Source organism: Pectobacterium zantedeschiae (genome assembly GCF_004137795.1).
Classification (GTDB): domain Bacteria; phylum Pseudomonadota; class Gammaproteobacteria; order Enterobacterales; family Enterobacteriaceae; genus Pectobacterium; species Pectobacterium zantedeschiae.
The window spans coordinates 343,519-366,446 of sequence record NZ_NWTM01000002.1 but is presented as its reverse complement, the minus strand read 5'-3'; the positions used below and the strand labels follow the sequence as shown (position 1 = coordinate 366,446).

The 22,928-nt window shown below is 52.1% G+C and carries 17 protein-coding genes and 1 pseudogene; 6 read left to right on the top strand and 12 right to left on the bottom strand.

Translation table 11 applies throughout. The features are described 5' to 3' along the window. Positions 1-181: 181 nt before the first annotated feature. A complete protein-coding gene (gene acnB, locus CLR69_RS16260) occupies positions 182-2,779 on the bottom strand; it encodes a bifunctional aconitate hydratase 2/2-methylisocitrate dehydratase (RefSeq protein ID WP_129712198.1) in 2,598 nt (865 codons plus the stop codon). Positions 2,780-3,222: 443 nt separating this feature from the next. Here acnB and CLR69_RS16255 point away from each other — a divergent pair, with 443 nt between their 5' ends. Both CLR69_RS16255 and CLR69_RS16250 read left to right on the top strand, forming a co-directional pair. Beyond that, positions 3,223-3,729 (top strand): DUF3060 domain-containing protein, encoded by a 507-nt coding sequence (locus CLR69_RS16255; RefSeq protein ID WP_129712199.1) that lies wholly within the window; start codon positions 3,223-3,225, stop codon positions 3,727-3,729. Positions 3,730-4,006: 277 nt separating this feature from the next. Next, complete coding sequence (locus tag CLR69_RS16250) at positions 4,007-4,318, top strand: ArsR/SmtB family transcription factor (RefSeq protein ID WP_129712200.1); 312 nt, start codon at positions 4,007-4,009, stop codon at positions 4,316-4,318. 427 nt (positions 4,319-4,745) lie between these two features. Here the strand turns inward: CLR69_RS16250 and CLR69_RS16245 are convergent, their stop codons facing one another. Both CLR69_RS16245 and CLR69_RS22930 read right to left on the bottom strand, forming a co-directional pair. Further along, positions 4,746-5,483 carry a siderophore-interacting protein gene (locus CLR69_RS16245; RefSeq protein ID WP_129706681.1) on the bottom strand — a complete coding sequence of 246 codons (738 nt, stop codon included), beginning with the start codon at positions 5,481-5,483 and terminating at the stop codon, positions 4,746-4,748. Further along, positions 5,483-5,857 (bottom strand): hypothetical protein, encoded by a 375-nt coding sequence (locus tag CLR69_RS22930; RefSeq protein WP_165345975.1) that lies wholly within the window; start codon positions 5,855-5,857, stop codon positions 5,483-5,485. Before CLR69_RS22930 ends, CLR69_RS16245 begins: the two co-directional genes overlap by 1 nt. Between CLR69_RS22930 and CLR69_RS23365 the strand changes: the two genes are divergently transcribed. Further along, the gene (locus CLR69_RS23365; RefSeq protein WP_129706683.1) at positions 5,745-6,617 is read left to right on the top strand and encodes an AraC family transcriptional regulator; all 873 of its coding nucleotides are present in this window, start codon (positions 5,745-5,747) and stop codon (positions 6,615-6,617) included. The genes CLR69_RS22930 and CLR69_RS23365 overlap by 113 nt on opposite strands. Here the strand turns inward: CLR69_RS23365 and CLR69_RS16235 are convergent. Further along, positions 6,560-6,728, bottom strand: a pseudogene (locus CLR69_RS16235) (IS110 family transposase); the annotation flags it as partial. The gene CLR69_RS23365 and the pseudogene CLR69_RS16235 sit on opposite strands and share 58 nt — an antisense overlap. Positions 6,729-6,848: 120 nt before the next feature. Then, positions 6,849-9,149 carry a TonB-dependent siderophore receptor gene (locus CLR69_RS16230; protein WP_129712201.1) on the bottom strand — a complete coding sequence of 767 codons (2,301 nt, stop codon included), beginning with the start codon at positions 9,147-9,149 and terminating at the stop codon, positions 6,849-6,851. A 425-nt stretch (positions 9,150-9,574) separates the two neighbouring features. On the opposite strand from CLR69_RS16230, the gene CLR69_RS16225 reads away from it, so the two are divergent. Both CLR69_RS16225 and CLR69_RS16220 read left to right on the top strand, forming a co-directional pair. Continuing rightward, entirely contained in the window at positions 9,575-10,558 is a 984-nt protein-coding gene (locus CLR69_RS16225; RefSeq protein WP_129706687.1) for a helix-turn-helix transcriptional regulator, read from the top strand. Between the two features lie 108 nt (positions 10,559-10,666). Then, complete coding sequence (locus tag CLR69_RS16220) at positions 10,667-11,995, top strand: MmgE/PrpD family protein (RefSeq protein WP_129712202.1); 1,329 nt, start codon at positions 10,667-10,669, stop codon at positions 11,993-11,995. A 102-nt stretch (positions 11,996-12,097) separates the two neighbouring features. Here CLR69_RS16220 and CLR69_RS16215 read toward each other — a convergent pair whose 3' ends face one another. The 5 genes from CLR69_RS16215 to CLR69_RS16195 all read right to left on the bottom strand — a co-directional run bounded on the left by CLR69_RS16215 (position 12,098) and on the right by CLR69_RS16195 (position 18,307). Then, on the bottom strand, positions 12,098-13,810 hold the full coding sequence (locus CLR69_RS16215) for a hypothetical protein (RefSeq protein WP_129712203.1): 1,713 nt from the start codon (positions 13,808-13,810) through the stop codon (positions 12,098-12,100). Positions 13,811-13,928: 118 nt separating this feature from the next. Continuing rightward, entirely contained in the window at positions 13,929-14,387 is a 459-nt protein-coding gene (locus CLR69_RS16210) for a hypothetical protein (RefSeq protein WP_129712204.1), read from the bottom strand. A gap of 240 nt (positions 14,388-14,627) precedes the next feature. Continuing rightward, positions 14,628-15,806, bottom strand: a complete 1,179-nt coding sequence (locus CLR69_RS16205; protein ID WP_129706695.1) for a dienelactone hydrolase family protein — start codon at positions 15,804-15,806, stop codon at positions 14,628-14,630. Positions 15,807-15,944: 138 nt separating this feature from the next. Further along, positions 15,945-17,117: an MFS transporter gene (locus CLR69_RS16200; protein WP_197730585.1), complete on the bottom strand. Its 1,173-nt coding sequence runs from the start codon at positions 17,115-17,117 to the stop codon at positions 15,945-15,947. Continuing rightward, positions 17,114-18,307: a serine hydrolase domain-containing protein gene (locus CLR69_RS16195; RefSeq protein ID WP_129712205.1), complete on the bottom strand. Its 1,194-nt coding sequence runs from the start codon at positions 18,305-18,307 to the stop codon at positions 17,114-17,116. The genes CLR69_RS16200 and CLR69_RS16195 overlap by 4 nt, the downstream gene beginning before the upstream one ends. A 115-nt stretch (positions 18,308-18,422) precedes the next feature. On the opposite strand from CLR69_RS16195, the gene CLR69_RS16190 reads away from it, so the two are divergent. Next, complete coding sequence (locus tag CLR69_RS16190; RefSeq protein WP_129712206.1) at positions 18,423-19,337, top strand: LysR family transcriptional regulator; 915 nt, start codon at positions 18,423-18,425, stop codon at positions 19,335-19,337. A 35-nt stretch (positions 19,338-19,372) separates the two neighbouring features. Here the strand turns inward: CLR69_RS16190 and lpdA are convergent, their stop codons facing one another. Together lpdA and aceF are read right to left on the bottom strand one after the other, a co-directional pair. Continuing rightward, entirely contained in the window at positions 19,373-20,797 is a 1,425-nt protein-coding gene (gene lpdA / locus CLR69_RS16185) for a dihydrolipoyl dehydrogenase (RefSeq protein ID WP_129706701.1), read from the bottom strand. Positions 20,798-21,033: 236 nt separating this feature from the next. Further along, positions 21,034-22,920, bottom strand: a complete 1,887-nt coding sequence (gene aceF, locus CLR69_RS16180) for a pyruvate dehydrogenase complex dihydrolipoyllysine-residue acetyltransferase (RefSeq protein WP_129712207.1) — start codon at positions 22,918-22,920, stop codon at positions 21,034-21,036. Positions 22,921-22,928 lie beyond the last annotated feature (8 nt).

Below are 22,928 nucleotides of genomic sequence, written 5' to 3'. Positions count from 1 at the left end.
CCTCACTATGATGTTTCTTCTATTCAGTTTAGTCGCCTCTACACCCTACCGTCGTGACGCACCTTCACCTTTGATGTTGCAGATGCACAACACCTGCCCGTCAGGCACAAGAGGGGATAGAGCAGGCAAAAAAAAGGAGGCACATGGCCTCCTTCAGTATAGGGGTGCGAACTATAGCGAGTTAGACAGTCGTCTGGAAGATCACACCATCAGCTTTCTCGGTATATTGACCTAGCTGGTCAAAATTCAGATAGCGATAGGTGTCCTGCGCGGTTTTATCTACCTGCGACATATAGGTCTGGTACTCTTCCGACGTTGGTAAGCGGCCTAACAGAGAGGCAACCGCAGCCAGCTCAGCAGACGCCAGATAGACGTTGGCACCGGTGCCCAAACGGTTCGGGAAGTTACGGGTCGATGTAGAAACGACCGTTGCACCATCCGCCACGCGCGCCTGGTTACCCATGCACAGTGAGCAGCCAGGGATCTCGACACGCGCACCGCTCTTACCAAACACGCTGTAGTAGCCTTCTTCCGTCAGCTGTGCAGCGTCCATTTTGGTCGGCGGCGCAACCCACAGACGGGTCGGCAGTTGGCCTTTGTGACTATCCAACAGTTTACCCGCTGCACGGAAGTGCCCGATGTTGGTCATACAAGAACCGATGAAGACTTCATCAATCTTCTCGCCCTGCACGTCAGACAGCCAGCGCGCATCGTCTGGATCGTTAGGCGCACACAGGATCGGCTCTTTGATGTCGGCCAGATCGATGTCGATCACCGCCGCATACTCGGCATCGGCATCCGCTTCCAGCAGTTGCGGATCGGCCAGCCATTTTTCCATACCCTGAACACGACGTTCCAGCGTACGACGATCGCCGTAGCCTTCAGAGATCATCCACTTCAGCAGCACGATGTTAGAGTTCAGATACTCGATGATCGGCGCTTTATCCAGCTTAATGGTACAACCCGCCGCAGAACGTTCCGCCGAGGCGTCGGTCAGTTCAAAAGCCTGTTCGACTTTGAGATCCGGCAGACCTTCGATCTCCAGAATACGACCAGAGAAGATGTTCTTCTTACCTTTCTTCTCAACGGTCAGCAGACCTTGTTTGATCGCGTACAGAGGAATCGCGTGAACCAGATCGCGCAGGGTAATACCCGGCTGCATTTTACCTTTGAAGCGCACCAGAACGGATTCCGGCATGTCCAGCGGCATTACGCCCGTGGCAGCAGCAAACGCCACCAGCCCAGAGCCCGCAGGGAAAGAGATACCGATCGGGAAACGGGTGTGGGAGTCACCGCCCGTACCAACGGTATCAGGCAGCAGCATACGGTTCAGCCAGGAGTGGATAACACCATCGCCCGGACGCAGCGAGACGCCGCCACGGTTCATGATGAAATCAGGCAGCGTATGGTGCGTGGTCACGTCAACTGGCTTCGGATAGGCTGCGGTGTGACAGAACGACTGCATCACCAGATCGGCGGAGAAACCGAGACAAGCCAGATCTTTCAGCTCATCGCGGGTCATCGGCCCGGTGGTATCCTGTGAACCCACAGAGGTCATTTTCGGTTCGCAGTACTCGTCAGGACGGATACCCGCGACGCCACAGGCGCGACCAACCATTTTCTGCGCCAGCGAGAAGCCTTTTTTGCTGGCTTCAACCGCTTTGGAAATACGGAAGACATCGCTATGCGGTAAGCCCAGTGACTCACGCGCTTTAGACGTTAACCCACGTCCGATGATCAACGGAATACGGCCACCCGCACGGACTTCGTCCAGCAAGACATCCGTTTTCAGCGCAAACGTTGCCAGCACTTCATTCGTGTCATGGCGACGTACTTCACCTTCATACGGATAGATGTCGATCACATCACCCATATTCAGATCGTTAACGTCAACTTCGATTGGCAACGCACCGGCATCTTCCATGGTGTTGAAGAAGATTGGGGCGATCTTGCCGCCCAGCACCACACCACCACCGCGTTTGTTCGGAACATGAGGGATGTCTTCACCCATGAACCACAGCACGGAGTTGGTCGCAGATTTACGCGACGATCCCGTACCGACGACATCACCGACGTAAGCTAGCGGGAAGCCTTTTTTGTTCAGTTCTTCGATCTGTTTGATCGGGCCAACGGCACCAGGCTGATCGGGATCAATGCCTTCACGGGCGTTTTTCAGCATCGCCAGCGCGTGCAGTGGAATATCAGGGCGTGACCAGGCATCAGGTGCTGGAGACAGGTCATCGGTGTTGGTTTCACCGGTGACTTTAAAGACGGTAACGGTAATTTTTTCCGCCAGTTTAGGGCGGGACAGGAACCACTCGGCATCGGCCCAGGATTGAATCACTTTCTTGGCGTGAGCATTACCGGCTTTCGCCTTCTCTTCCACATCATAGAAGTTATCAAACATCAGCAGCGTATGGGACAGCGCTTCGGCGGCAATAGGTGCCAGCTTCTCATTGTCTAACGCATCAATTAGCGGATGAATGTTATAACCACCTTGCATGGTGCCCAGCAGCTCAATCGCTTTTTCCTGGCTAACCAAGGGGGAAGTGGCTTCGCCTTTTGCGACGGCAGCCAAAAAACCAGCCTTTACATAGGCGGCTTCATCAACACCGGGAGGGACGCGATTAATCAGCAGATCAAGCAATGCCTCTTCTTCGCCTGCCTGGGGATTCTTGAGTGACTCAACCAGCGCGGCCATCTGCGTGGCATCTAACGGTTTAGGAACAATCCCCTGCGCAGCCCGCTCAGCTACGTGCTTACGGTATTCTTCTAGCACGACGTTCTCCTCGCTCTCATTGTCTTCATTATGCCCGGCGCTCTTGTTCCCAATCGTGGTGTCCATGCCTGGGTGTCAGCGTGTGGATGTAAGGTAGTAGAGTGTCCGGTCCAGCCTCGTCAGCATATCAGGATTTGAATCGATTGTTAATTCGTTCACATAATAGCAACATTAATTTTTATTCAACTGTGCTATGTGCCCAATGTCACTATCACTAAAAAATGCCGACATCAGGAGAATAGCATGTCCCTGACGGCGCACACTAACTATGCTGGTTTAACCACGTAATATGTGGTTTTTTAACAACATAACGTGATTAAGCACCGTCTAAAGACGCAGCGATAATCAGAATGTTCGCAATAGAGTCTAAATAAGTGTTAACCGATGATAGGAACCCCACGGCAACGGTGCCGGATGACTTCATTCATAACAGGAAAGACTCCATGAAGATGAAACGGTATCTGCGCGTGGTTTTTGCCACACTTCTGACATTCACCGCCTCTGTCTACGCCGCCCCTATCGAGTTGGAAGGTTCCGGTTTAACACGCGATATTCCTTGTAATGGCAACGATGTCCGTATTTCAGGCAACAGTAATAACATCGCACTCACAGGGAAATGCGCAGCTATCTCCATCATGGGTTCCGAGCACAATGTCACATTCGATACCGCGACATCGCTTACCGTGACCGGTTCCGAGATTGCCGTGACTGGTCAGTCAACCGGTGACCTGATCGTCGCCGCGTATAAAAACACAATCCACACTCACATTATTGCCGATGACAGGCCAGTAAAGGTGAATGTGACAGGTACGGAACATCATCTCGATTTGGATTTTAATGGGCCTGCCGTAGTCTCCTTCAATGGTATCAGTAACCGCCTGTCATGGGGCGGAACAGAGCCGCGATTTTCGTCTAGCGGCGCGAATAACGTCATCAAACAAAAACCCTAGCCTGCTCTATTTCCTTCGCAGAAGGACAACCACAAGCGCCAAAGAGAGCAATACCGCCAGCCCTCATCAAGGTGGGCGGAAAGCTAACCTAGCGTAATGGAAACAGCGCGTTGCACCAGAAGCAACATATTCTTAATTGCCTGAACTATCGCAGGTTTGCGCCCGTTGACCTCTACATGATGCACGCCCCCACATACCCACACCAGCAATCAATGATATGGTAAGCTCAATACATTAGGCATCTCTAAATTAGTCAGCCACGCAGGATGGTATGAACATGGCGTTGAACAACTCTGATCGGGAATTCATGCAAGACGGCGTGGCAAAAGCCGCAGCATTACTGCGCGCGATTGGCAACGAAAACAGGCTGCTGGTGCTTTGCTTGCTCATTGAGCACAGCGAAATGTCGGTGGGCGCTTTACTTGAGCATATCCCGCTGAGCCAGTCCGCCCTCTCACAGCATCTGGCAAAAATGCGTGAAGAAGGATTGATTAGCTATCGACGCGAATCTCAAACGCTGCACTACCGCATCGAAAATCAGAAGGTAGAAACGATCGTCGCTACCTTAAAAACAATGTTCTGTCCCTGAACCGGGTGAAAAAAGCAGTGTAAATGTCGTCACTCCACGAAGAGACACCTTATACGGTAATGCAATCATATTTCAGATGAGCTACTCATAAGGCATTGATTAGAAAAAATGCTGCCTCCATGTATCAACCGATGCCGACCATTTGCTCGGCTGAACTCCCACGAAACTCCGCCGCCGCACACCGTCGCCCCAGCCGTTTTCGGTAACGACGATTTCCGCGTGTACTGCGCGTGATTCGCACAAAGAGCTTGTGCTCCCAGGCCTTTCTTCAGTTCCCTGATGACACTCAACAATGGCGACAGTTCGATATACAGGTGAACGGCAGCACGAGAGAAGTGAAGTTCGTCTACCACGGCAACAAACCATCACCGATGACGAAGCACCATATTCCCCCTATTTTCTACCTGCGCTCACGAGCTTGACGTATTCAGTCCAATCCAGTTCTACCTAGTGCCCAGTACGGTTTCGTGAGAATTTTACGAGAGGAAACACCTGACGCTTTCAGCGCACGGCGCAGACGCTGGATTGAAGACATTTTACCTGTCAGGATAGATGTCCCTCCAGAGGCAGAAAGTAACAACAAACGCTGTTGGACTGCCTCAAGATGTAAGTCATTATCCAAACGCTGGAATAGCTCTACGTCCCTAAGATCAAGACTCGCAAGCGCCGCGCGCGAGTCAGAAATAGAGGTAACTTCCAGCAGCGAGCGCACCGAGCGAACAGAAGGCTGAGCGCTGATGGCGCGGATTAATCCGATAGATGTTTCGTCTCCAAAAACGATAGTCTCGCCATTCGCTCGGCTGACATCAAGTGATGCTCGAGGTCCAAAAATATCGCACTCGTCCCCCGTGCGAACATTGCGAGCCCACTGCTCGCCCGGACCGCCGGAGTGCAGGTGAACCATGATACGTGTGCAACCAGATTCCACATCCCACTCTATTGGTGTGTAGGTACGTTGCACCCACCCGCCTAGCAACATTTGAATCTTGTCGCCTGGTGCCCATCTGATATCGCGTAATGCATTGCCGCCGAGCGTGATGATGCGGAACGCTGTGCCAACATCCTCGACATTCATGACCTTCGCTTTGCGGGTAAACAGCTTTAGCACTGCCGATTCGAGCAAGCTGGTACGTTTCTGTGGTTGGAATGCTGCGATGTCTTTCATTACTCAAACTCCAAATAATCTTTCAGGGTGATGGAGTGAACCAACACATCAGAGTCGATGTGCCATTGGCATGCGAGAGGCTTTCCGATTCGATATATGAAAGATACGAGTGCAGAGTGGGCGAATGCGATGTCCACGCTCCATTCGTGCTGCCTTGCCAGAGCGATGGTAAGTACTTTCCAGCTTGGCATCATTGGTGAATTCTGACAAAATATTTGTAAATCTTGCCATTTTGATGCAACCACGGGCCAGTTGCCACCCATGCCAGTCTTTACCAAATCCTCAGATATCGCCCACTGGACGGATCCCGATTTCGTACCGCGTCCAGTGGTGACCATCGGCGCTTCCGGCATCGACACTGCGAACTTTGACACAGCCGATTTCGATCGGAAGGAAATGGACTTCCATCGTCACAACAAGGGGCAATTGCTGCTGTTGCTGCGCGGGGTGTTCACTACAGAGGTCGAAGGCGGACTTTGGATTGCGCCCCCTCAGAGCGCAATTTGGGTGCCTGGAGGTGTCCAGCATAGGATCTCGGCCACAGGTACGATTGAGTGCTACATCGCCTATATCGACGCAAGCGTTTCTTCGGCTCTCCCGTCAAAGTGCTGCACCATTTCTACGACACCGCTGTTGCGCGAACTGATGATCCGCTCCGCCAGCTTTCCTATGCTCTATGCGGAGGGTGGCATGGAAACACATCTGGTCACGTTGCTATTAGACGAATTTGCATTAGCGCCAACGGGTAACCTACACCTGCCAATGCCGACCGATGTTCGGCTGCGCAAGATCGTCGAAACGATCATGGGAGATCCCGCTGACCGTGGAACGATCCAGACGTGGGCACGACGCGTGGGCTTAAGTGAACGCACGCTGGCACGCCTGCTCATACAAGAGACCGGCATGAGCTTCGGCCGTTGGCGCCAGCAACTCCAAATCATGCTGGCGGTAAAATGGCTAAGCACCGGTGCATCCGTCCAGCAAGTCGCGGATGGACTGGGTTACGAAAGCGCTGGTAACTTCATAACCATGTTCCGCAAAGCGCTCGGCACTTCGCCGGGCCGCTACCGAGCTGGCGGCGCAGGCTTCCATCACTACGGTAGAAGCTATACAAGTAGAGAGAAAGGCGATTAACTAGGTACGTGAGAACTTCTTACGTAGCAATGCATTACCGTTTTTATCCTAAGCGTGGACATGGAACGAATGCTTGCCGAGGTCGATAGCGATGAGCGTAACGTTTTGCATGATGATCCCCTTCAGAAAGAAAAACACCCTGTCAGCGTACCGCTCACAGGGTGGGGGTGACCATCTCATTACGCCACAGGATTCCCCGTGGCGTTAGCGTTAGCATAGAAACAGTATTATTTAGAACGACGTCTTCACACTGACAAAGAAGGTGCGTCCCGGTTCGTTGTACGTTGCCGCACCAGCACCCGCAATGGTGACAACGTTATTGTTCACCACATCCTGCGCATTACCGGCACGGAACAGGCGTTTATCAAACAGGTTCTCTACACCGCCCGTCACGCTCAGGTTCTTGTTAAACTTATAGGTGCTGCTTAACCCGAACAGCGCATAAGGGCTTAATTCATTGGTTGCGCTACCCGTTACTCGCTCACCTTTATAGTTATACATCTTCGGTTTCTGACGACCATACCAGGTCACATCCGCCAGAAAGGAAAGGCTCTCCGTCGCCTGCCAGTCCACCGATGAGTTCAGCGTGAATTCAGGCGTAATCGACAGGTAATCACCCGTGGTTTTATTCTTCGACTCCAGCATCCAGGTCAGGTTGTTACGCCAGTTGATCGTCTCCGTGACAGGAACAGTCAGGTTACCTTCCAGTCCCTGAATGACGGCTTTCGGTATATTGCCCCATTGGAAAATATTGGCGTTGGCATATTGGGAATTGGTGCCGCCCACCGCTTTACCAATGACAGTATTGCCTGCTTCAATTTTGTTACGGTAATCGTTATGGAAGTAGGTAACGCCCGCGATCAACCCATCGCGGTGAAACTCCAGACCAATTTCTTTATTCAGGCTGGTTTCCGCCTTCAGATTTTCATTACCGATCAGGTAGCAGGAAGTCCCTCCCGCACAGCCTTGACCACGGCTATAGAGCAGATAATTCTCGTTGGTCTGGTACAGGTTCGGCGCTTTGTAAGCGCGGGCGATACCTAATTTCAGCGTGTAGTCTTCACCCAGTTCCTGCGACAAATTGAGCGACGGACTCCAGTTGGTGCCAGCCGTACTGTGATGATCGACACGCAGCGCTGGCGTCAAGATAGTGCTTTGCGTCAGTTGGACGTTATCTTCAACAAAAGCGGAAGCCAGACGAGCTGCGGATTTTTCACTGCGCCCACTACTGCTAAGAGAACCCACACTGCCCGCTTCGGTTGTCGTCTGCGAGTTAGAAACAGGATCCGTCATCTTCTGCTCATTCCACTCAACCCCGAACGTGAGTACCTGATCGACCCAGACATTCAACGGAATATTGACTTCATTATGGGCAGTGAAACTATCCAGCTTGATTGTTCTGAAGGCATCGGCAGAGGAAAACAGCCCTTCGGTTCCACCAGCTAATCCCTCTAGAATGCGAGTATTGTGCGTACGTTCGTATTGCAGATACGACGTAGAACTGACGCCGCTATCCCAGTAACCGCGATGTGTAACCGCAAAATTCTGGCGGTACATGCGGTTGGTCTCTTTACCATAATTGCCGCGGACATAACCGTTCGAATCAATATTTGTGTTTTGCGTATCACCCGCATAGATATTACCTTGACGGCTGGAACCCGCTTCGAACTCCAGCGACTGCTGCTTGGTCATATCCCAGCGCAACAGGCCGTTGATATCTTTATTGCGAACCCCTTCACGCCCAGAAGGCAGTGAATTCACCTGATTGCCGGCACGCGCGGACTGATGTCCTTCATTAATATCGCGCGCATCTGCCTGCGTTTTATTCAGGTTACCGAACAGGCGAAAGCTCAGGCTGTCGGTCAGGCCGCCCATCAGGCTGAAATCGGTACGCTTGGTCGCACCTTCAGAGCTATGCTGCGGCGCATTCAAGTAAGTATTCCAGGTACCGTGCCATTCTTGACTCGGCTGTTTAGTGATAATGTTGACGACACCACCCGCTGCGCCGTTACCATAGCGCGCCGCCGCCGGGCCGCGCAGCACTTCAATACGCTCCACCATATCGGCTGGCACCCAGTTGGTGTCACCACGAGTATCGCGCTCGCCGCGCCAGCCGTAACGCACTGCCGTACGACTCGACACCGGTTTACCATCCACCAGAATCAGCGTGTTTTCCGGTCCCATGCCGCGGATATCGATCTGGCGATTGTTGCCACGCTGGCCGCTGGTTGAGTTACCGGACAAATTGACGCCAGGCATCGTGCGAATCAGCTCTGACAAATCGTTAGCAGGCGGACGCTTGCTGATATCTTCAGCCGTAATCACGGACACACCCGGTGCCTGACGGGTTTGCTCTGCGGCCGTCACCACCATCGTATCGCCCGATGTTTTACTTTCAGTCTGATTCTGCACCTGAGGAGCAGGTTCTGTTGAAGATGCGGTTGAGGTCTGCGCAGCACTCAGAAACGACGTCATCCCGCAGCTAACGCCAATGAGCGTCGCCAGATAACGACGCGATTGTGGTAGTTTCATCAAAATTATCCTGCCCTGTAAGAAATGAATAAGTAGCCTGAAAAAGGATCAACATCGCAGCCGGTACAGCGACACCTAACGACAATCAGCAAAAGTGCTGAATAACGGCGGAGATAAAACGCGCAGACGTGGCGGTTATCGGGAGAGAAGCGTCATGCCGATGGGCATCACGTGGTGTTGTTATGAAATACGGTCTGTCATCAATCAGCCCTTTTCTCCGCATTGCCGGAAATGGAAAATGCATTTATCGTGCAATGTGACCTCCCCAACGAAAAATGCTATTGAGAAGTATTTGCATTACCATTTTGGCGCGGTCATTGTTACATTTGTCATTCAGGACGGGGTTTGCTCTAGCAGCAAAATGTTTTGCCAAAGCATCAAAATGGAAGGCGCAGGTCGAAGGGTTTAATCAGGTAGGTAATCACGTGCGCAGCTTCACTCAGTCATCAAAGCCGATCTATAAAGATCACATCGTTCAGCAATCGAGCCTGGTTGCGAATAATTACCGTTTTATCGGCCCTCGGCTGATTGATAACACGCCGGTGCTATTTGGGTCGTTCACGGTTGTGCAGCTCAATCCACATCTGATCCTGCATACTGCCGACGTGATTAATCGCCACAACATGAAAACCCAGAATCTGTTGGATAATGGGATCAAGCTGGCCATTGTGGTGAGCGGCAATGCGCATATCTCATTTGGTCATCAGGAACTGCATCTGGGAGAGAGCCAACCCGCTTCTCTGATTGCGCTGACGGAGCCGACAATGTTTACCCGCGTCGGCAAGCGTGATGAATATGAACGCACCATTACGCTGACGTTCGACAGAGAATGGCTATACGGCAATATGATGGACACCGTTGGCGACTGGCAGGCCATCCACGATTTCACGCAGACCCACCTGGCGACACACTTATGGACACCGTCCAAACAGGCATTGGCGATTGCCTTGCAAACACTGGATGCTAAACCTTGCCAAACGCCGCTCCAGCGCCTTTATCTGGAAACGCAGTGCATGAGCCTGATTATCGAAGCATTTACCTCGCTGACCGCTAGCGTGGCGCAGGAAAAAAGCAGCGGTGTCACCCTACGCGGCTACCATCGTATTCAACAAATCAGGGATATGTTGGAGAGCGGCAACGCCGATCATCTTTCAATGAGTGAAATCGCCAAAAGCGTCAATATGAGCGAAAGCACACTGCAACGCCATTTTCGCCAGACGTTTAACATGAGCGTTTTTGAATACCTGCGTAACTGCCGTCTGCAACGCGCCATGCTGGCCTTGCAAAAAGACGGCATCGGTATTGCGCAGGCGGCTAGCATCGCCGGTTACAACAGCCCTGCTAACTTTGCTACTGCGCTGCGCCGTGCATTCGGCATTACACCGGGGCAATTGAAAGACCGTTTCTGATCCCCACCATTAATAACCAAATGGAATTTATTATTCCGTTTGGTTATTAATCGCTATTCAGCGATGCGCAGTAAATTAGTGTTTTTCTGCCAAGATGCCTGACAACTCATGACCAATCAGACTGATATCACTGCTACGCTTGCCCACTACATTATCCATAGCGAGCCAAACCAAGACGCGATTGATGCCGCCCGTGAAGGGGTGACTGACTTCATCTCCACCGCGCTCCCGATCGCACAGGGTGCGATTGCTGATAGTGGCCTCGCGCCGTTAAAGCAGGTATTCAGCGGCACGGACAGCCTGACGCGTAGTCTGATTTTGGGTTATGCCGGTCACGTACTCGATTTTGACGATTATCATCCTGCATTTCGCGGCCACCCCAGCACCGTTATTCTGCCTGCACTATTTGCCCTTGCAGCAGAGGATTCATCCGTTACGGAAGACGAGTTTTTGACAGCCTATGTGATAGGCGTAGAAGCCGCTGGTAGAATCGGACTGGCGTGCGGCCCGCGCCATTACAGTCTCGGCTATCACAACACGGCTACGCTTGGCGCGATCGCCGCTGCTGCTGCCGCTGCACGTCTGACTGGCGCGTCGGTAGAACAGACACAGACTATTCTTGGCTTAGCCGCCACACAGGCCGCAGGGCTGAGGGCGCAGTTTGGTTCGGCAGTCAAACCGCTACATGCAGGGCTTGCTGCCAGAGCAGGACTAACCGCAGCCAAACTAGGGCTGGCAGGCTTCGAAGGCAGTAAACAACTGGTGATTGAGGCGTTTCTTGCCGCGCATGGCGATCAAAAACAGCAGCCAGAGCTGCTAGTGGAAAACTGGGGATCCCCGTGGCGTATTCTTTCCCCCGGCTTGGAATTCAAGCGCTATCCGACCTGTGGCGGCACCCACAGCGCCGCCGAAGCCGCATTTTCGTTGCGGGAACAATGGCACAAGCAAAATGGTGCGGATGCCGACCTGGCAGACGCTATCGAACGTATTACGGTGACCTTCCCGCCGGGCGGCGACGTTGCACCCTTTATCCGTAACGCGACAAACGGCGTAGAAGCACGGTTCAGTCTGGAATATGTCATTGCGGCGGCACTGATTGAAGGGGAACTGAAGCTGGCGCATTTTTCGGAAGCGCCGGTTGAAACCACGATTGCCGCACTGGCGAATCGCGTCATACGCCGCGCCGATGAAACCGCGCCACCGGATGAGCTTGACCCAGAGGCGCGTTTTCATGAAGTGACACTGCATTTGCGTGATGGCAGCACGCTAGTACAGCGAACTACGCGCCAGGAAACCTCAGCGCGGCCAACCGATCTGAGAGCTAAATTGCAGCAAACCATCGGTTCGCTGACACATCTCGACAGTAATCAAATCGCCGCTCGTTGCGCATTACGGCAGAAAGGCGACCTATGCTATTTGATCGGACTCCTGTTTTAAGTTCCACTACGGCTAAAACCGCATAAGGGTTTCAGGCTGCTGGCGCAGTCGATCACCACGGATCGACTGCGCCAATATCAACCACCACACCGTCAGATCGACTCAATCCGCCTGATTGGAAAGCCATTTCCCTTTTTCATCAAATACCGTCACGCCCGGCACTCTGGAGTAGTTCCCTTCCCCCTCTGATTTATAACGGGTCGCCAGTATATGGGGAGACTTGTATTCAAACTCAAAATAGCCATCATCAGGATTCTTGACGATCAGCTTGCCCGCGCTATCGATGAGACCTTCTTTGACCTTAAAGTAGCGATTATCAAGGTTGTTTTTAAAAGACGTCGCATCGCCATACGTAAACAGGTGCTTTTTCTCTTGTGCGGAAATAGCAGGGAAGCGCGTTACATCAAGCTGACGTAATACATGCAGAAACATCAGGCGCTCCAGCGGCGTTCCTGCATCTTTCGGGACTAAAATTTGTAATGTGAGTCCACTTCCTACATTCACATTGTATTCATAGCCGACAAACGCGCTGTCGCCATAAATAAAAATGTTATCAACTTCTTTACCTTCGGGGACGATCTCTTTGGTTTCAGCCATGAGTTCAGGAATCGATTGGGGAGCGATCGTAAAATAAACATCGTACTTAAACACTTCCGACGGGAATCGTATTTCAATACGCGTTTTTGACATGCTCCGTTTAATAAAGCGTTCAGGCTTTTCCATGCGCTGTTCGAGTGTCTTCCAGATAACCTGATGCATTTCTGCGATATTAAATGTATCAGCGATCTTTACTCCATACTTCGCTTCCAATTCCTGCTGAGATAATGCCAGATCGTACATCGACAATGCCTGCTCGCCACGATAGCGCTCATCCATGGTACGCAGTACGGCAAACGCTTTGGCTAACGCGACGGCGTCCTCAGCATTTGCTAACCCGATAAAGTAGCGTTGCTTATCCTCATCATATTGAAAATAGACTGCTTCCAATGTGCCTCGTTGATTAGCATAGGCCGCGCCGTTTTCCGACTGGAACAACACGCCCTTTTGCCCTTCCAACCACGATGCCAGATTAAACTCCTCTTTTGCCGCGCTCACGGTAAACAGGTCAACGTCGGTGTTATTTTGCTTATCCCGATAGGAATAGATCTTCGTGTCTTTATTTTCCCGATCGATAAGCAGACGTCCCATTCTGCGAACATAAGTCCCGTGTTCCCACAAACTCAGCTTGTCGAACATGGCAAACGGCAGCTTAATCGTAAAGTCGTCTTCAGGATAAAAAGGGATACCGGGGAAATCATCCATCGGCGCGCGGTTAAATGTTTCTTTCTCTTCAATAAGCCGCGTCTGATAGGCCTTTTTGCGATCGTCAAAACGTTGTTTGAGCTTAAGTAAAGCGGGTGACTGTTCTTCCGTCTTTTTCAAGACCATGGTGATTTCACAATAATAAAACGCACAGGCAGCGCTTTTATCCGATACGAACTTAATCGTGTTTTTCCCAGTGATTTTTAGCGTGTGCCACATACCGTTGACCTGTATACGGCTGTCTTTAATCTCCTCGGTATATTCGCCGTCTACGTTATAGTAACTCACCTGCGTCGGCGTCAGATTGAAATAGATATCGTTTTTAATGCTCTTGAGGTTTTGCGTGATATGTTCCTGAAGGTTATCTCTGTTTTTATTGGCTTCAGGATTTTTACTGTTATCAAACACCACACTGATATCTTCAACCAGATATTTCCCCTCGTTCAGCTTTTCTTCTCCGTTACAGCCGGACAGCCATAACGCCATCATGATAATGCCCAGGTATTTCTTCATTACTTCATCCCTGTAAAATTAAAAAGCCTCTGAATATAGGAAATACAGAGGCTAATAACACATCAACTTAATAAAAGTGATTATGCTGTTAACACATCTCTTTTCTGAATAGACTGGCCTACTCGTTTTTTTTCTGCTTATCAAGAATTTGTTTAATTTTTACGAAGTCAGGCGATTTTTCCTCAACTCTCTTCAATGTCATCGTGATTTCACAGTCAAAAAAATCACAATTGGACTCTTTGTCTGATATCAGTTGGATCGTATCCTTTCCATCAGATTTAACCGTCAACATAATGTCATTAAGCTGCATCCGCCCGTCTTTCAGATTCGCATCATGCTTTTCCCCCTGAAGATAATAGGCTCCCTGTTCAGGGGTGAAACTAAAATAGACATCCCCCTTGCTGTCGATGGCTTTTTTAGTAATGCCTTTCTGAATGACAGACAGCTCCTCTTGACTCATCGTCTCCTTGCTATTATCAAATTTGAGATTAATGTCATCAATTCGATAAAACTTTTCTTCGCTATTACAGCCAGACAACCATAGCGCCATGATGACAACACCGAGGTATTTCTTCATTTCATCCATCCTTGTTAACATAAAAAAGCCTCTGAATGCCGCGGCACGCAGAGGCTAGCAATGCATCAGTAAGCTGATGTTATCAAAAAATTTATTATACTCGTCATACTTCAAGTTGCATGTGCGTTGGCTACGCTCACTCACCCGAATCACTTACCTGAGTAAGCTCGTCGGGATTCCTTCCCTTGCCGCCTTCATGAAACTCGAATTATTTAGAGTATATAATTCAGGCACCGCTAGCTAGGGTTTTAGCCATTGGTCCAGAAAGCTAAAGACTTCTTCCTGCTGTTCCTGGTAGAAAACATGTCCCAACTCAGGCCATATTTTGGTTTGCAGTTTGCTGCCCGCCCGTTGGGATTGCCACACCTCATGCATTTTGGCATAGGCATCCTCAACTGATTTCGTCGGAAACAGCTTGTCTTTACCACCGTTAAATAACAGCATCGGTTTTGGTGCGGCAACGCTCGCCACATCCGGGAAGTCAAAGCGTGTCGGTTGCCCTGGATGCAGCATATAGAATGCCGACTGGCCTCTCAGCACGTTATTACCCGGCGTCATCAGCCCCTCATACGTGCCAATCCAGGACACTGCCGCCGTTGCCGCTACCTTGTCGGACAGCGCGGCGAGCTGCCAGGCTCGGTAGGCCCCCATCGAAAAGCCAACGACGCCGATACGCTGCTTATCAACCTGCTCAAGCGATGCCAGAAAATCCGTCGCCCGCATATCCTCGTAGGCCATCAGACCCGCTAGCGAACGTCCGAGATTAAAGAAATTACTCGCCAGCGCCTGCTGCTGCTCATATTTTATCGGCCCACGCGATCCCCAACCAAGCGCATCCACGGCCAGCACTACATATCCCCGTTTCGCCAGTTCATCCCCAACAAAGCGACCGGTGAAGAACTTATCGGCCCACGCCTGTGCGGAAGCCAGCTGTTCATCATTGCCCCACGGCTTGATCATCTTTTCTTTGCCGATATCAAACTTCGCGCCGTGATCGTGCAGCAGGATGACTGCAGGATGCGGCCCCGCGCTTTTTGGCGTCAGAAGTAGCGCATCTACACGGCTTTCATCGGTCAGATTGAACGTGACTTTTTCTGCCGTGTAGCTTCCACGATCCTGCTTATCGATCGCCTGCGGCGCAAAGTCTTTGGTGGAATCCGGCGTCAGGAGCAGCGAACGTAGCGTTTTTCTCGACTGGGATTGCCACTGGCTAAAATCCGTAAAATTTCCAGATAGCCAGGAATCAGAGTAGGTCATCTGCTGTTTAAGCTGCGGATAAAATGAAGGTAGCCCTTCATCTGTAACCGCCTGATCCGTCGCTATTTGAGAGTGAGGGGTCATATCGTTCGCCATCAGTGAAGGGCTGGCCAGCAACGCCGCCAGTAGCCAGACAGAGGAGCGTAAGGTATTAAGATTCATCATAACCTCAAAAATAAAACATCGTTTCTTTTTTGAGGTTTGATTGTAATTGACGTGGCTAAAAATAAACGGACGGAGCGCGCATTCTGCGAAGTCGCAGGCAAAAAAATTCCGCCACTATGCCATTTTACCGCCGCATCATGAGAAACCGTGCTGCCTTGCAGACCACACCACTACGAGCGCGATCAATAACAGCGCCAATAGTACCGGAGAGAATGCGACGACACCGAAGCGTTCCAACAGCACACCGCCGATGATACCGCCTCCTGCGATAGCCATATTCCAGGCTGTGACCAACATAGACTGTGCCACATCGCCCCCCTCTCCAGCCGTTCTGACAATAGCCGTCTGAAACAATGTCGCCGCACCGCCGAAGGCTATCCCCCAGACGGCGACTGCTGCATACACGACGGTCAGCACATCACCCGCCACACCAAGTGCCAATGCGGACAGGAAGAACAGTGCCGAGCAGGTAAGCGTCAGGGCTCGCAAATAGCGATCAATCAGCACGCCGACGATCCAGATGCCCAGCAGTGAGGTAATGCCGAATACCAGCAGTACCAGACTGGTCTGTTCGACCATACCCGCCGCCGCAAGAAACGGCGCAATGTAGGTATAGAGAATGTTATGCGCCAGCACAAAGGCCAACACCACGCATAGCACGAGTCGCACGCCTGCCACGGTGAACACCCGCCACAGTGACAACCTTTTCCCCGCAGATTGCCCAGCAAAATCCGGCACCTGAATACGTACCCACAGCATAAGGATTACTGCCAAACCGCTCATCATACCGAAACACATTCGCCAGCCGATCACGTTGCCAAGAAAGGTGCCCGCTGGCACGCCGAGCGACAACGCCAATGGTGTGCCCACCATCGCTATAGCAATAGCCCGTCCCTTCTGGTGTTCGGGCACCATACGCGCCGCATAGCCAGCCAGCAGCGCCCATAGCAGCCCAGCTGAAACACCCGCGAGAAAACGCGCCGCCATCGTCAGCACATAGCTAGCAGAAAACGCCGTAATCGTATTGGCAACGGCGAAACCGGCGATAGCGGCCAACAGCAGCGGGCGACGACGTACACCTTGTGTCACGGCGGTCAGCGGGATCGCAGCGACAAGAGAACCTATGGCATAGATAGTGACAGTTTGTCCGACCCAGGCTTCAGATACCGATAGCCCCTGCGCCATCTGCGGCAACAGGCCAGCAGGCAACGCTTCGGTCAGGATAGTGATGAAAGCTGCCGTAGCCAACGCCAGCAATGAGGTTATGGGCAGCCTGTCACGCTGTGTCTCCATCATTGAGGCTGTCATTGCTCTGCCTCCAAGGCGCCATACACCGCATCACGCAGATCGGTAACAAAGCGCCCTGACATCCCCTCATACATCGTGTTGGTGAACGCCACCACACTCAAACCTTGTGCTCGATCGACAAACCATGAGTGGCCATAGGCTCCGCCCCAGCGCCAGGTACCTGATGATTCCGGCGACTCGGCTAACTGCGGATCGCGCAAGACCGAGAAACCGAGGCCGAAACCGCAGCCCGGCGCATTGGGTAACTCCAGACCATTAGTTTGATCGCGTTCCATCTCCTCGATCAGCGAATCAGGCAGGAGTACACCGCGCCCTTTACGTAGCGCTTCCAGCAGACGCAGCAGATCACACGCGGTGCCCGCCATGCCAGCACCACCGGACGGAAAGGCCTGCGCATCAAAAATGCGAGCGGGGCTGTACGCGATGCCGATAGCACCTTCAAAAGGGGAAACCATTTCGCCTTCGGCCAAGCGATGCGGCTCTGGGGTATCGTTCACGTAAGCAGTCGTCAGACGCAGTGGATCACGCACAACGAAACCAGTATCGTGCATGCCCAGCGGGTCGGTCACCAGTTGGCGGACTGCTTCGTCCAGTGACGAACCGTAAATGCATTCGATCAACGCTCCCAATACGTCCGTTGCCAGCGAATAGCCCCAGGACGTTCCCGGCACGTATTGCAGTGGAACGCTGGCGATGCGTCGCAGGTTCTCACACAGGCTGATACCGGAAGCATCCATACCATCCGACACTCCCGCTCGCGCGTAGGGGCCATCCGCATGAGCCTCGAAAAAGCGATAGCTCAAACCAGCAGTGTGGCTGAGTAGCTGTCGCACGGTAATACGAGCAGGGCTACCGTCGAGCTGCCGGGGCTGAAACGTTGGCATCCAGCGAGTAATATCCTCATTCAGATCGAGCCGACCTTGCGCCACAAGCACCAGAGCAGCCACCGACACGATGGGTTTGCTTACAGAAGCCAATCGGAAGATAGCGTCCAGAGACATCAGATGGGCGTTCTCCCGATCGGCCCATCCAGCAGCCTGCTGATGAATCAATTCACCGTTACGCGCTACCAGCACGACGGCGCCGACCAACCGCCTCTCATCCAATGCTTGTTGGACGACGGACTGAATTTTGGTGGAGAGATGCGCTGACGGAGCACCGGCGGATAGGGGAAATACGGGAGTTATCATGGAATGTTCCTTTCATCAATGAGGTTCCCGTTACGATAGAAAATCGACAATTAAAGAAAAAGTAGGCTACAGTTCCTCAATATACGGAACAAAACATCCGTAATGGAGAGGCGATATGGACAGCCTGAATGGCTTTGTGGTGTTTGTGCAAGTGGCCGAAACACGCAGTTTCGTTGCCGCAGGTCGGTTGCTGGGTGTGTCAGCGTCAGCGGTAGGCAAAAGCGTCGCACGGCTAGAAGAAAAACTGGGCGTGAGGCTATTTCACCGCAGTACGCGCAGCATCACACTGACGGCTGAAGGCTCACTGTTTCTGGCACGCAGCCGGCGTATCCTGGCCGAAATCGAGGCAGCAGAGCTCGAGCTGTCTCAGACCAGTTCCGCACCGCGCGGACGCCTGCGGGTAAGCCTGCCGTTGGTCAGCTCACTCGTGCTTCCCGTACTCGGCGAATTCATGCGCGAATATCCCGAAATCGAATTGGATCTGGACTTCACCGACCGCATGGTAGATGTCATTGAAGAAGGTTTCGATGCCGTAGTTCGGACAGGTGCCCCCGTTGACTCACGACTCACCGCGCGCAGACTGGGCACTTTCGGTTTTCTGCTGGTGGCTTCGCCAGACTACCTTGCTCGTCGCGGAACGCCGAAGACACCTGCCGACCTGATTCACCACGCCTGTCTGCATTATCGCTTTCCCAACAGTGGCAAGCTGGAACCCTGGGCGCTGCAACTTTCCCCCAGTGAACCAGAATTACCGTTGCCCACCTCGATGATCTGCAACAACATCGAAACGCGCGTCTGTTTTGCACTACAAGGGCTGGGGATCGCCTACCTACCGGACTTCTCTATCCGCGAACCGTTGGCAAAGGGACTGCTACAGCCGATCCTAAGCGATTACATAGAAAGCAGCGGCGTCTTACATGTATTGTGGCCTGCGAGTAAACACCCGTCGCCAAAAGTGCGAGCCCTGGTGGATTTCCTCTGTGCGAGAGTGTTCCCATCATCTGACAGGCAAAAAAAATCCGGTGCCTAAGGCACCGGATTCTGATTCATCGAACGCGAGTGAACTTACTTCTTCTTCGCTTTCGGGTTCGGCAGGTCAGTGATGCTACCTTCAAAGATTTCAGCCGCCAGACCAACAGACTCATGCAGCGTTGGGTGCGCATGGATGGTCAGTGCGATATCTTCTGCATCACAGCCCATTTCGATCGCCAGACCGATTTCGCCTAACAGTTCGCCACCGTTAGTACCGACAATCGCACCACCAATAACACGGTGAGTTTCTTTGTCGAAAATCAGTTTGGTCATACCGTCAGAGCAGTCGGAGGCAATAGCACGGCCAGACGCAGCCCATGGGAAGGTCGCGGTTTCGTAGCTGATGCCTTTCTCTTTGGCTTCTTTCTCAGTCAGACCAACCCACGCAACTTCCGGTTCAGTATAGGCAATAGAAGGAATCACTTTCGGATCGAAGTAGTGTTTCTTACCGGAGATCACTTCAGCAGCAACGTGGCCTTCATGCACGCCTTTGTGCGCCAGCATCGGCTGACCGACGATGTCGCCGATAGCGTAGATGTGTGGCACGTTGGTGCGCATTTGCTTATCAACGTGGATGAAGCCGCGATCGTCAACTTCCACACCCGCTTTACCTGCATCCAAGTTTTTACCGTTCGGTACACGACCGATAGCAACCAGAACCGCATCGTAACGCTGTGGTTCGGCTGGCGCTTTTTTGCCTTCCATCGTCACATAGATGCCGTCTTCTTTGGCTTCTACTGCCGTCACTTTGGTTTCCAGCATCAGATTGAACTGCTTGCTGATACGTTTGGTGAAGACTTTGACGACGTCTTTGTCAGCAGCTGGGATTACCTGATCGAACATTTCAACAACGTCGATCTGTGAGCCCAGAGCATGGTAAACAGTACCCATTTCCAGACCGATGATACCGCCGCCCATAACCAGCAGACGTCCAGGGACGTTTTTCAGCTCCAGCGCATCGGTAGAATCCCATACGCGCGGGTCATCATGAGGAATGAAAGGCAGTTGGATCGGACGTGAACCCGCAGCGATAATCGCGTTATCAAAGCTGATCGTCGTTTTGCCGTTTTCACCGTCAACTTCCAGCGTGTTGGCACCAGTGAATTTGCCCAGACCGTTAACTACTTTAACTTTACGGCCTTTTGCCATACCAGCCAGACCACCGGTCAGTTGGGTGATGACTTTTTCTTTCCACAGACGGATTTTATCAATGTCGGTTTTAGGTTCACCGAACACGATACCGTGTTCCGCCAGTGCTTTGGCTTCTTCAATGACTTTGGCAACGTGCAGCAGGGCTTTGGAAGGAATACAACCCACATTCAGACACACCCCACCCAGCGTGGAGTAGCGCTCTACCAGTACGGTTTCCAGACCCAAATCCGCCGCGCGGAATGCAGCAGAGTAACCCGCAGGGCCGGCACCAAGTACCACTACCTGAGCTTTAATTTCAGTACTCATCATGACCTCTTAATTGATTTCCGGCGGGTCTGTGACGTCACACCCGTCATCATTCTGATTGAGGGTGCATTTTTAATAACGCCCTCTTCCACCGGGACGTGTCTTTGCCGCAGTAGTTTACAAAATCGTTAACAATTTTGAAACAACAAGCGACTAACGATTTGTCCTTGATCACTGACAGCTGTAACAAATAACAGCTTATCAGAAAAAAGCCGGCCGTCAGGCCGGCTTTTCGATTACATCACCAGACGACGGATGTCAGACAACGTGTTGTTAATGATGGTAATGAAGCGAGCACCATCAGCACCATCGATGACACGGTGGTCGAAGGACAGAGACATCGGCATCATCAGACGCGGAGTGAACTCTTTACCATTCCAGACCGGTTCTATCGCGGACTTAGACACACCAAGAATAGCGACTTCAGGCGCGTTGACGATCGGCGCAAAATGCGTAGTCCCGATACCGCCCAGGCTGGAGATAGTGAAACATCCACCCTGCATTTCGCCTGCGGTCAGCTTACCGTCACGGGCTTTCTTGGAGATAGCCATCAATTCACGAGACAGTTCGACGATACCTTTCTTGTTCACGTCTTTAAATACTGGAACCACCAGACCATTCGGGGTATCAACCGCTACACCGATGTTGATGTATTTCTTCAGCGTCAGACGTTGAGCATCTTCAGACAGTGAACTGTTGAAACGTGGCATTTGCTCAAGAGCAGCAGCAACGGCTTTCATGATGAAGACAACTGGGGTGATCTTCACGTCCAGTTTGCGCTTCTCAGCTTCCACGTTCTGCTGTTTGCGGAACGCTTCCAGATCGGTGATATCCGTTTTATCGAAGTGCGTAACGTGCGGGATCATCACCCAGTTACGGCTCAGGTTAGCACCAGAGATTTTCTGGATACGGCCCAGTTCCACTTCTTCCACTTCACCAAACTTGCTGAAATCGACTTTCGGCCATGGCAGCATGCCTGGCAGACCGCCGCCAGCGGCAGCTGCAGGCGCAGACTCTGCGCGTTTCACCGCATCTTTCACGTAAGCCTGAACGTCTTCGCGCAGGATACGGCCTTTACGACCAGAACCCTTCACTTTCGCCAGATTCACGCCGAATTCACGTGCCAGACGACGGATAACCGGCGTCGCGTGAACGTAAGCATCATTCTCTGCGAACTCGCTCTTGCCTTCCGCTTTCGCAGCCGGTGCGGCAGCTGGTTTCGCCGCTGGAGCTGGTGCAGCAGCCGCTTCTTGCTTGGCTGCCGGAGCCGCAGCAGGCGCAGCGCCTTCCACTTCGAAGACCATGATCAGTGAGCCGGTTTTAACTTTGTCGCCGGTGCTGATTTTGATTTCTTTAACCGTACCCGCGAACGGCGCAGGGACTTCCATAGAAGCCTTGTCGCCTTCTACGGTGATCAGTGACTGCTCGGCCGCGATTTTATCGCCGACTTTAACCATCACTTCAGTCACTTCAACTTCGTCACCGCCGATATCTGGTACGTTAACTTCTTTTGCCGCAGAGGCCGCTGGTGCAGCAGCAGGTGCCGCTTCAGCTTTCGCTGCTGAGGCCGCTGGCGCACTGCCCACGACTTCGAAGACCATAATCAGAGAGCCGGTAGAGACTTTATCGCCAGTGCTGATTTTGATCTCTTTAACCGTACCAGCGAAAGGTGCTGGGACTTCCATAGAAGCTTTGTCGCCTTCTACAGTGATCAGAGATTGTTCAGCAGCAACGGTGTCGCCGACTTTAACCAGTACTTCGGTCACTTCAACTTCGTCACCGCCGATATCTGGTACGTTGACTTCTTTCGTCGCAGATGCCGCAGGTGCAGCAGCCGGAGCGGCTTCTTTCTTCTCTTCTGCCTTAGCAGGAGCAGCGTCTGCTGCACCGTCGGCGGAATCGAAAATCATGATCAGTTTGCCAGTTTCAACTTTGTCACCGACAGAGACTTTGATCTCTTTCACGACACCAGCCTGCGGAGAAGGGACTTCCATAGAAGCCTTATCACCTTCAACCGTGATCAGCGACTGATCAGCTTCAACTTTGTCGCCAACCTTCACCAGCACTTCGGTGACTTCAACTTCATCTGCACCGATGTCCGGTACGTTGATTTCGATAGCCATGTAATCTT

Bases quoted from the DNA above. Each gene is read 5' to 3' on its own strand.
- CLR69_RS23365 (WP_129706683.1), top strand. From the start codon at position 5,745: ATGCCAGTCTTTACCAAATCCTCAGATATCGCCCACTGGACGGATCCC.
- CLR69_RS16215 (WP_129712203.1), bottom strand. From the start codon at position 13,810: ATGAAGAAATACCTGGGCATTATCATGATGGCGTTATGGCTGTCCGGC.
- CLR69_RS16200 (WP_197730585.1), bottom strand. From the start codon at position 17,117: ATGACAGCCTCAATGATGGAGACACAGCGTGACAGGCTGCCCATAACC.
- CLR69_RS16230 (WP_129712201.1), bottom strand. From the start codon at position 9,149: ATGAAACTACCACAATCGCGTCGTTATCTGGCGACGCTCATTGGCGTT.
- CLR69_RS16250 (WP_129712200.1), top strand. From the start codon at position 4,007: ATGGCGTTGAACAACTCTGATCGGGAATTCATGCAAGACGGCGTGGCA.
- CLR69_RS16220 (WP_129712202.1), top strand. From the start codon at position 10,667: ATGACCAATCAGACTGATATCACTGCTACGCTTGCCCACTACATTATC.
- aceF (WP_129712207.1), bottom strand. From the start codon at position 22,920: ATGGCTATCGAAATCAACGTACCGGACATCGGTGCAGATGAAGTTGAA.
- CLR69_RS16190 (WP_129712206.1), top strand. From the start codon at position 18,423: ATGGACAGCCTGAATGGCTTTGTGGTGTTTGTGCAAGTGGCCGAAACA.
- CLR69_RS16245 (WP_129706681.1), bottom strand. From the start codon at position 5,483: ATGAAAGACATCGCAGCATTCCAACCACAGAAACGTACCAGCTTGCTC.
- CLR69_RS16255 (WP_129712199.1), top strand. From the start codon at position 3,223: ATGAAGATGAAACGGTATCTGCGCGTGGTTTTTGCCACACTTCTGACA.
- lpdA (WP_129706701.1), bottom strand. From the start codon at position 20,797: ATGAGTACTGAAATTAAAGCTCAGGTAGTGGTACTTGGTGCCGGCCCT.
- CLR69_RS16205 (WP_129706695.1), bottom strand. From the start codon at position 15,806: ATGAATCTTAATACCTTACGCTCCTCTGTCTGGCTACTGGCGGCGTTG.
- CLR69_RS16195 (WP_129712205.1), bottom strand. From the start codon at position 18,307: ATGATAACTCCCGTATTTCCCCTATCCGCCGGTGCTCCGTCAGCGCAT.
- CLR69_RS16210 (WP_129712204.1), bottom strand. From the start codon at position 14,387: ATGAAGAAATACCTCGGTGTTGTCATCATGGCGCTATGGTTGTCTGGC.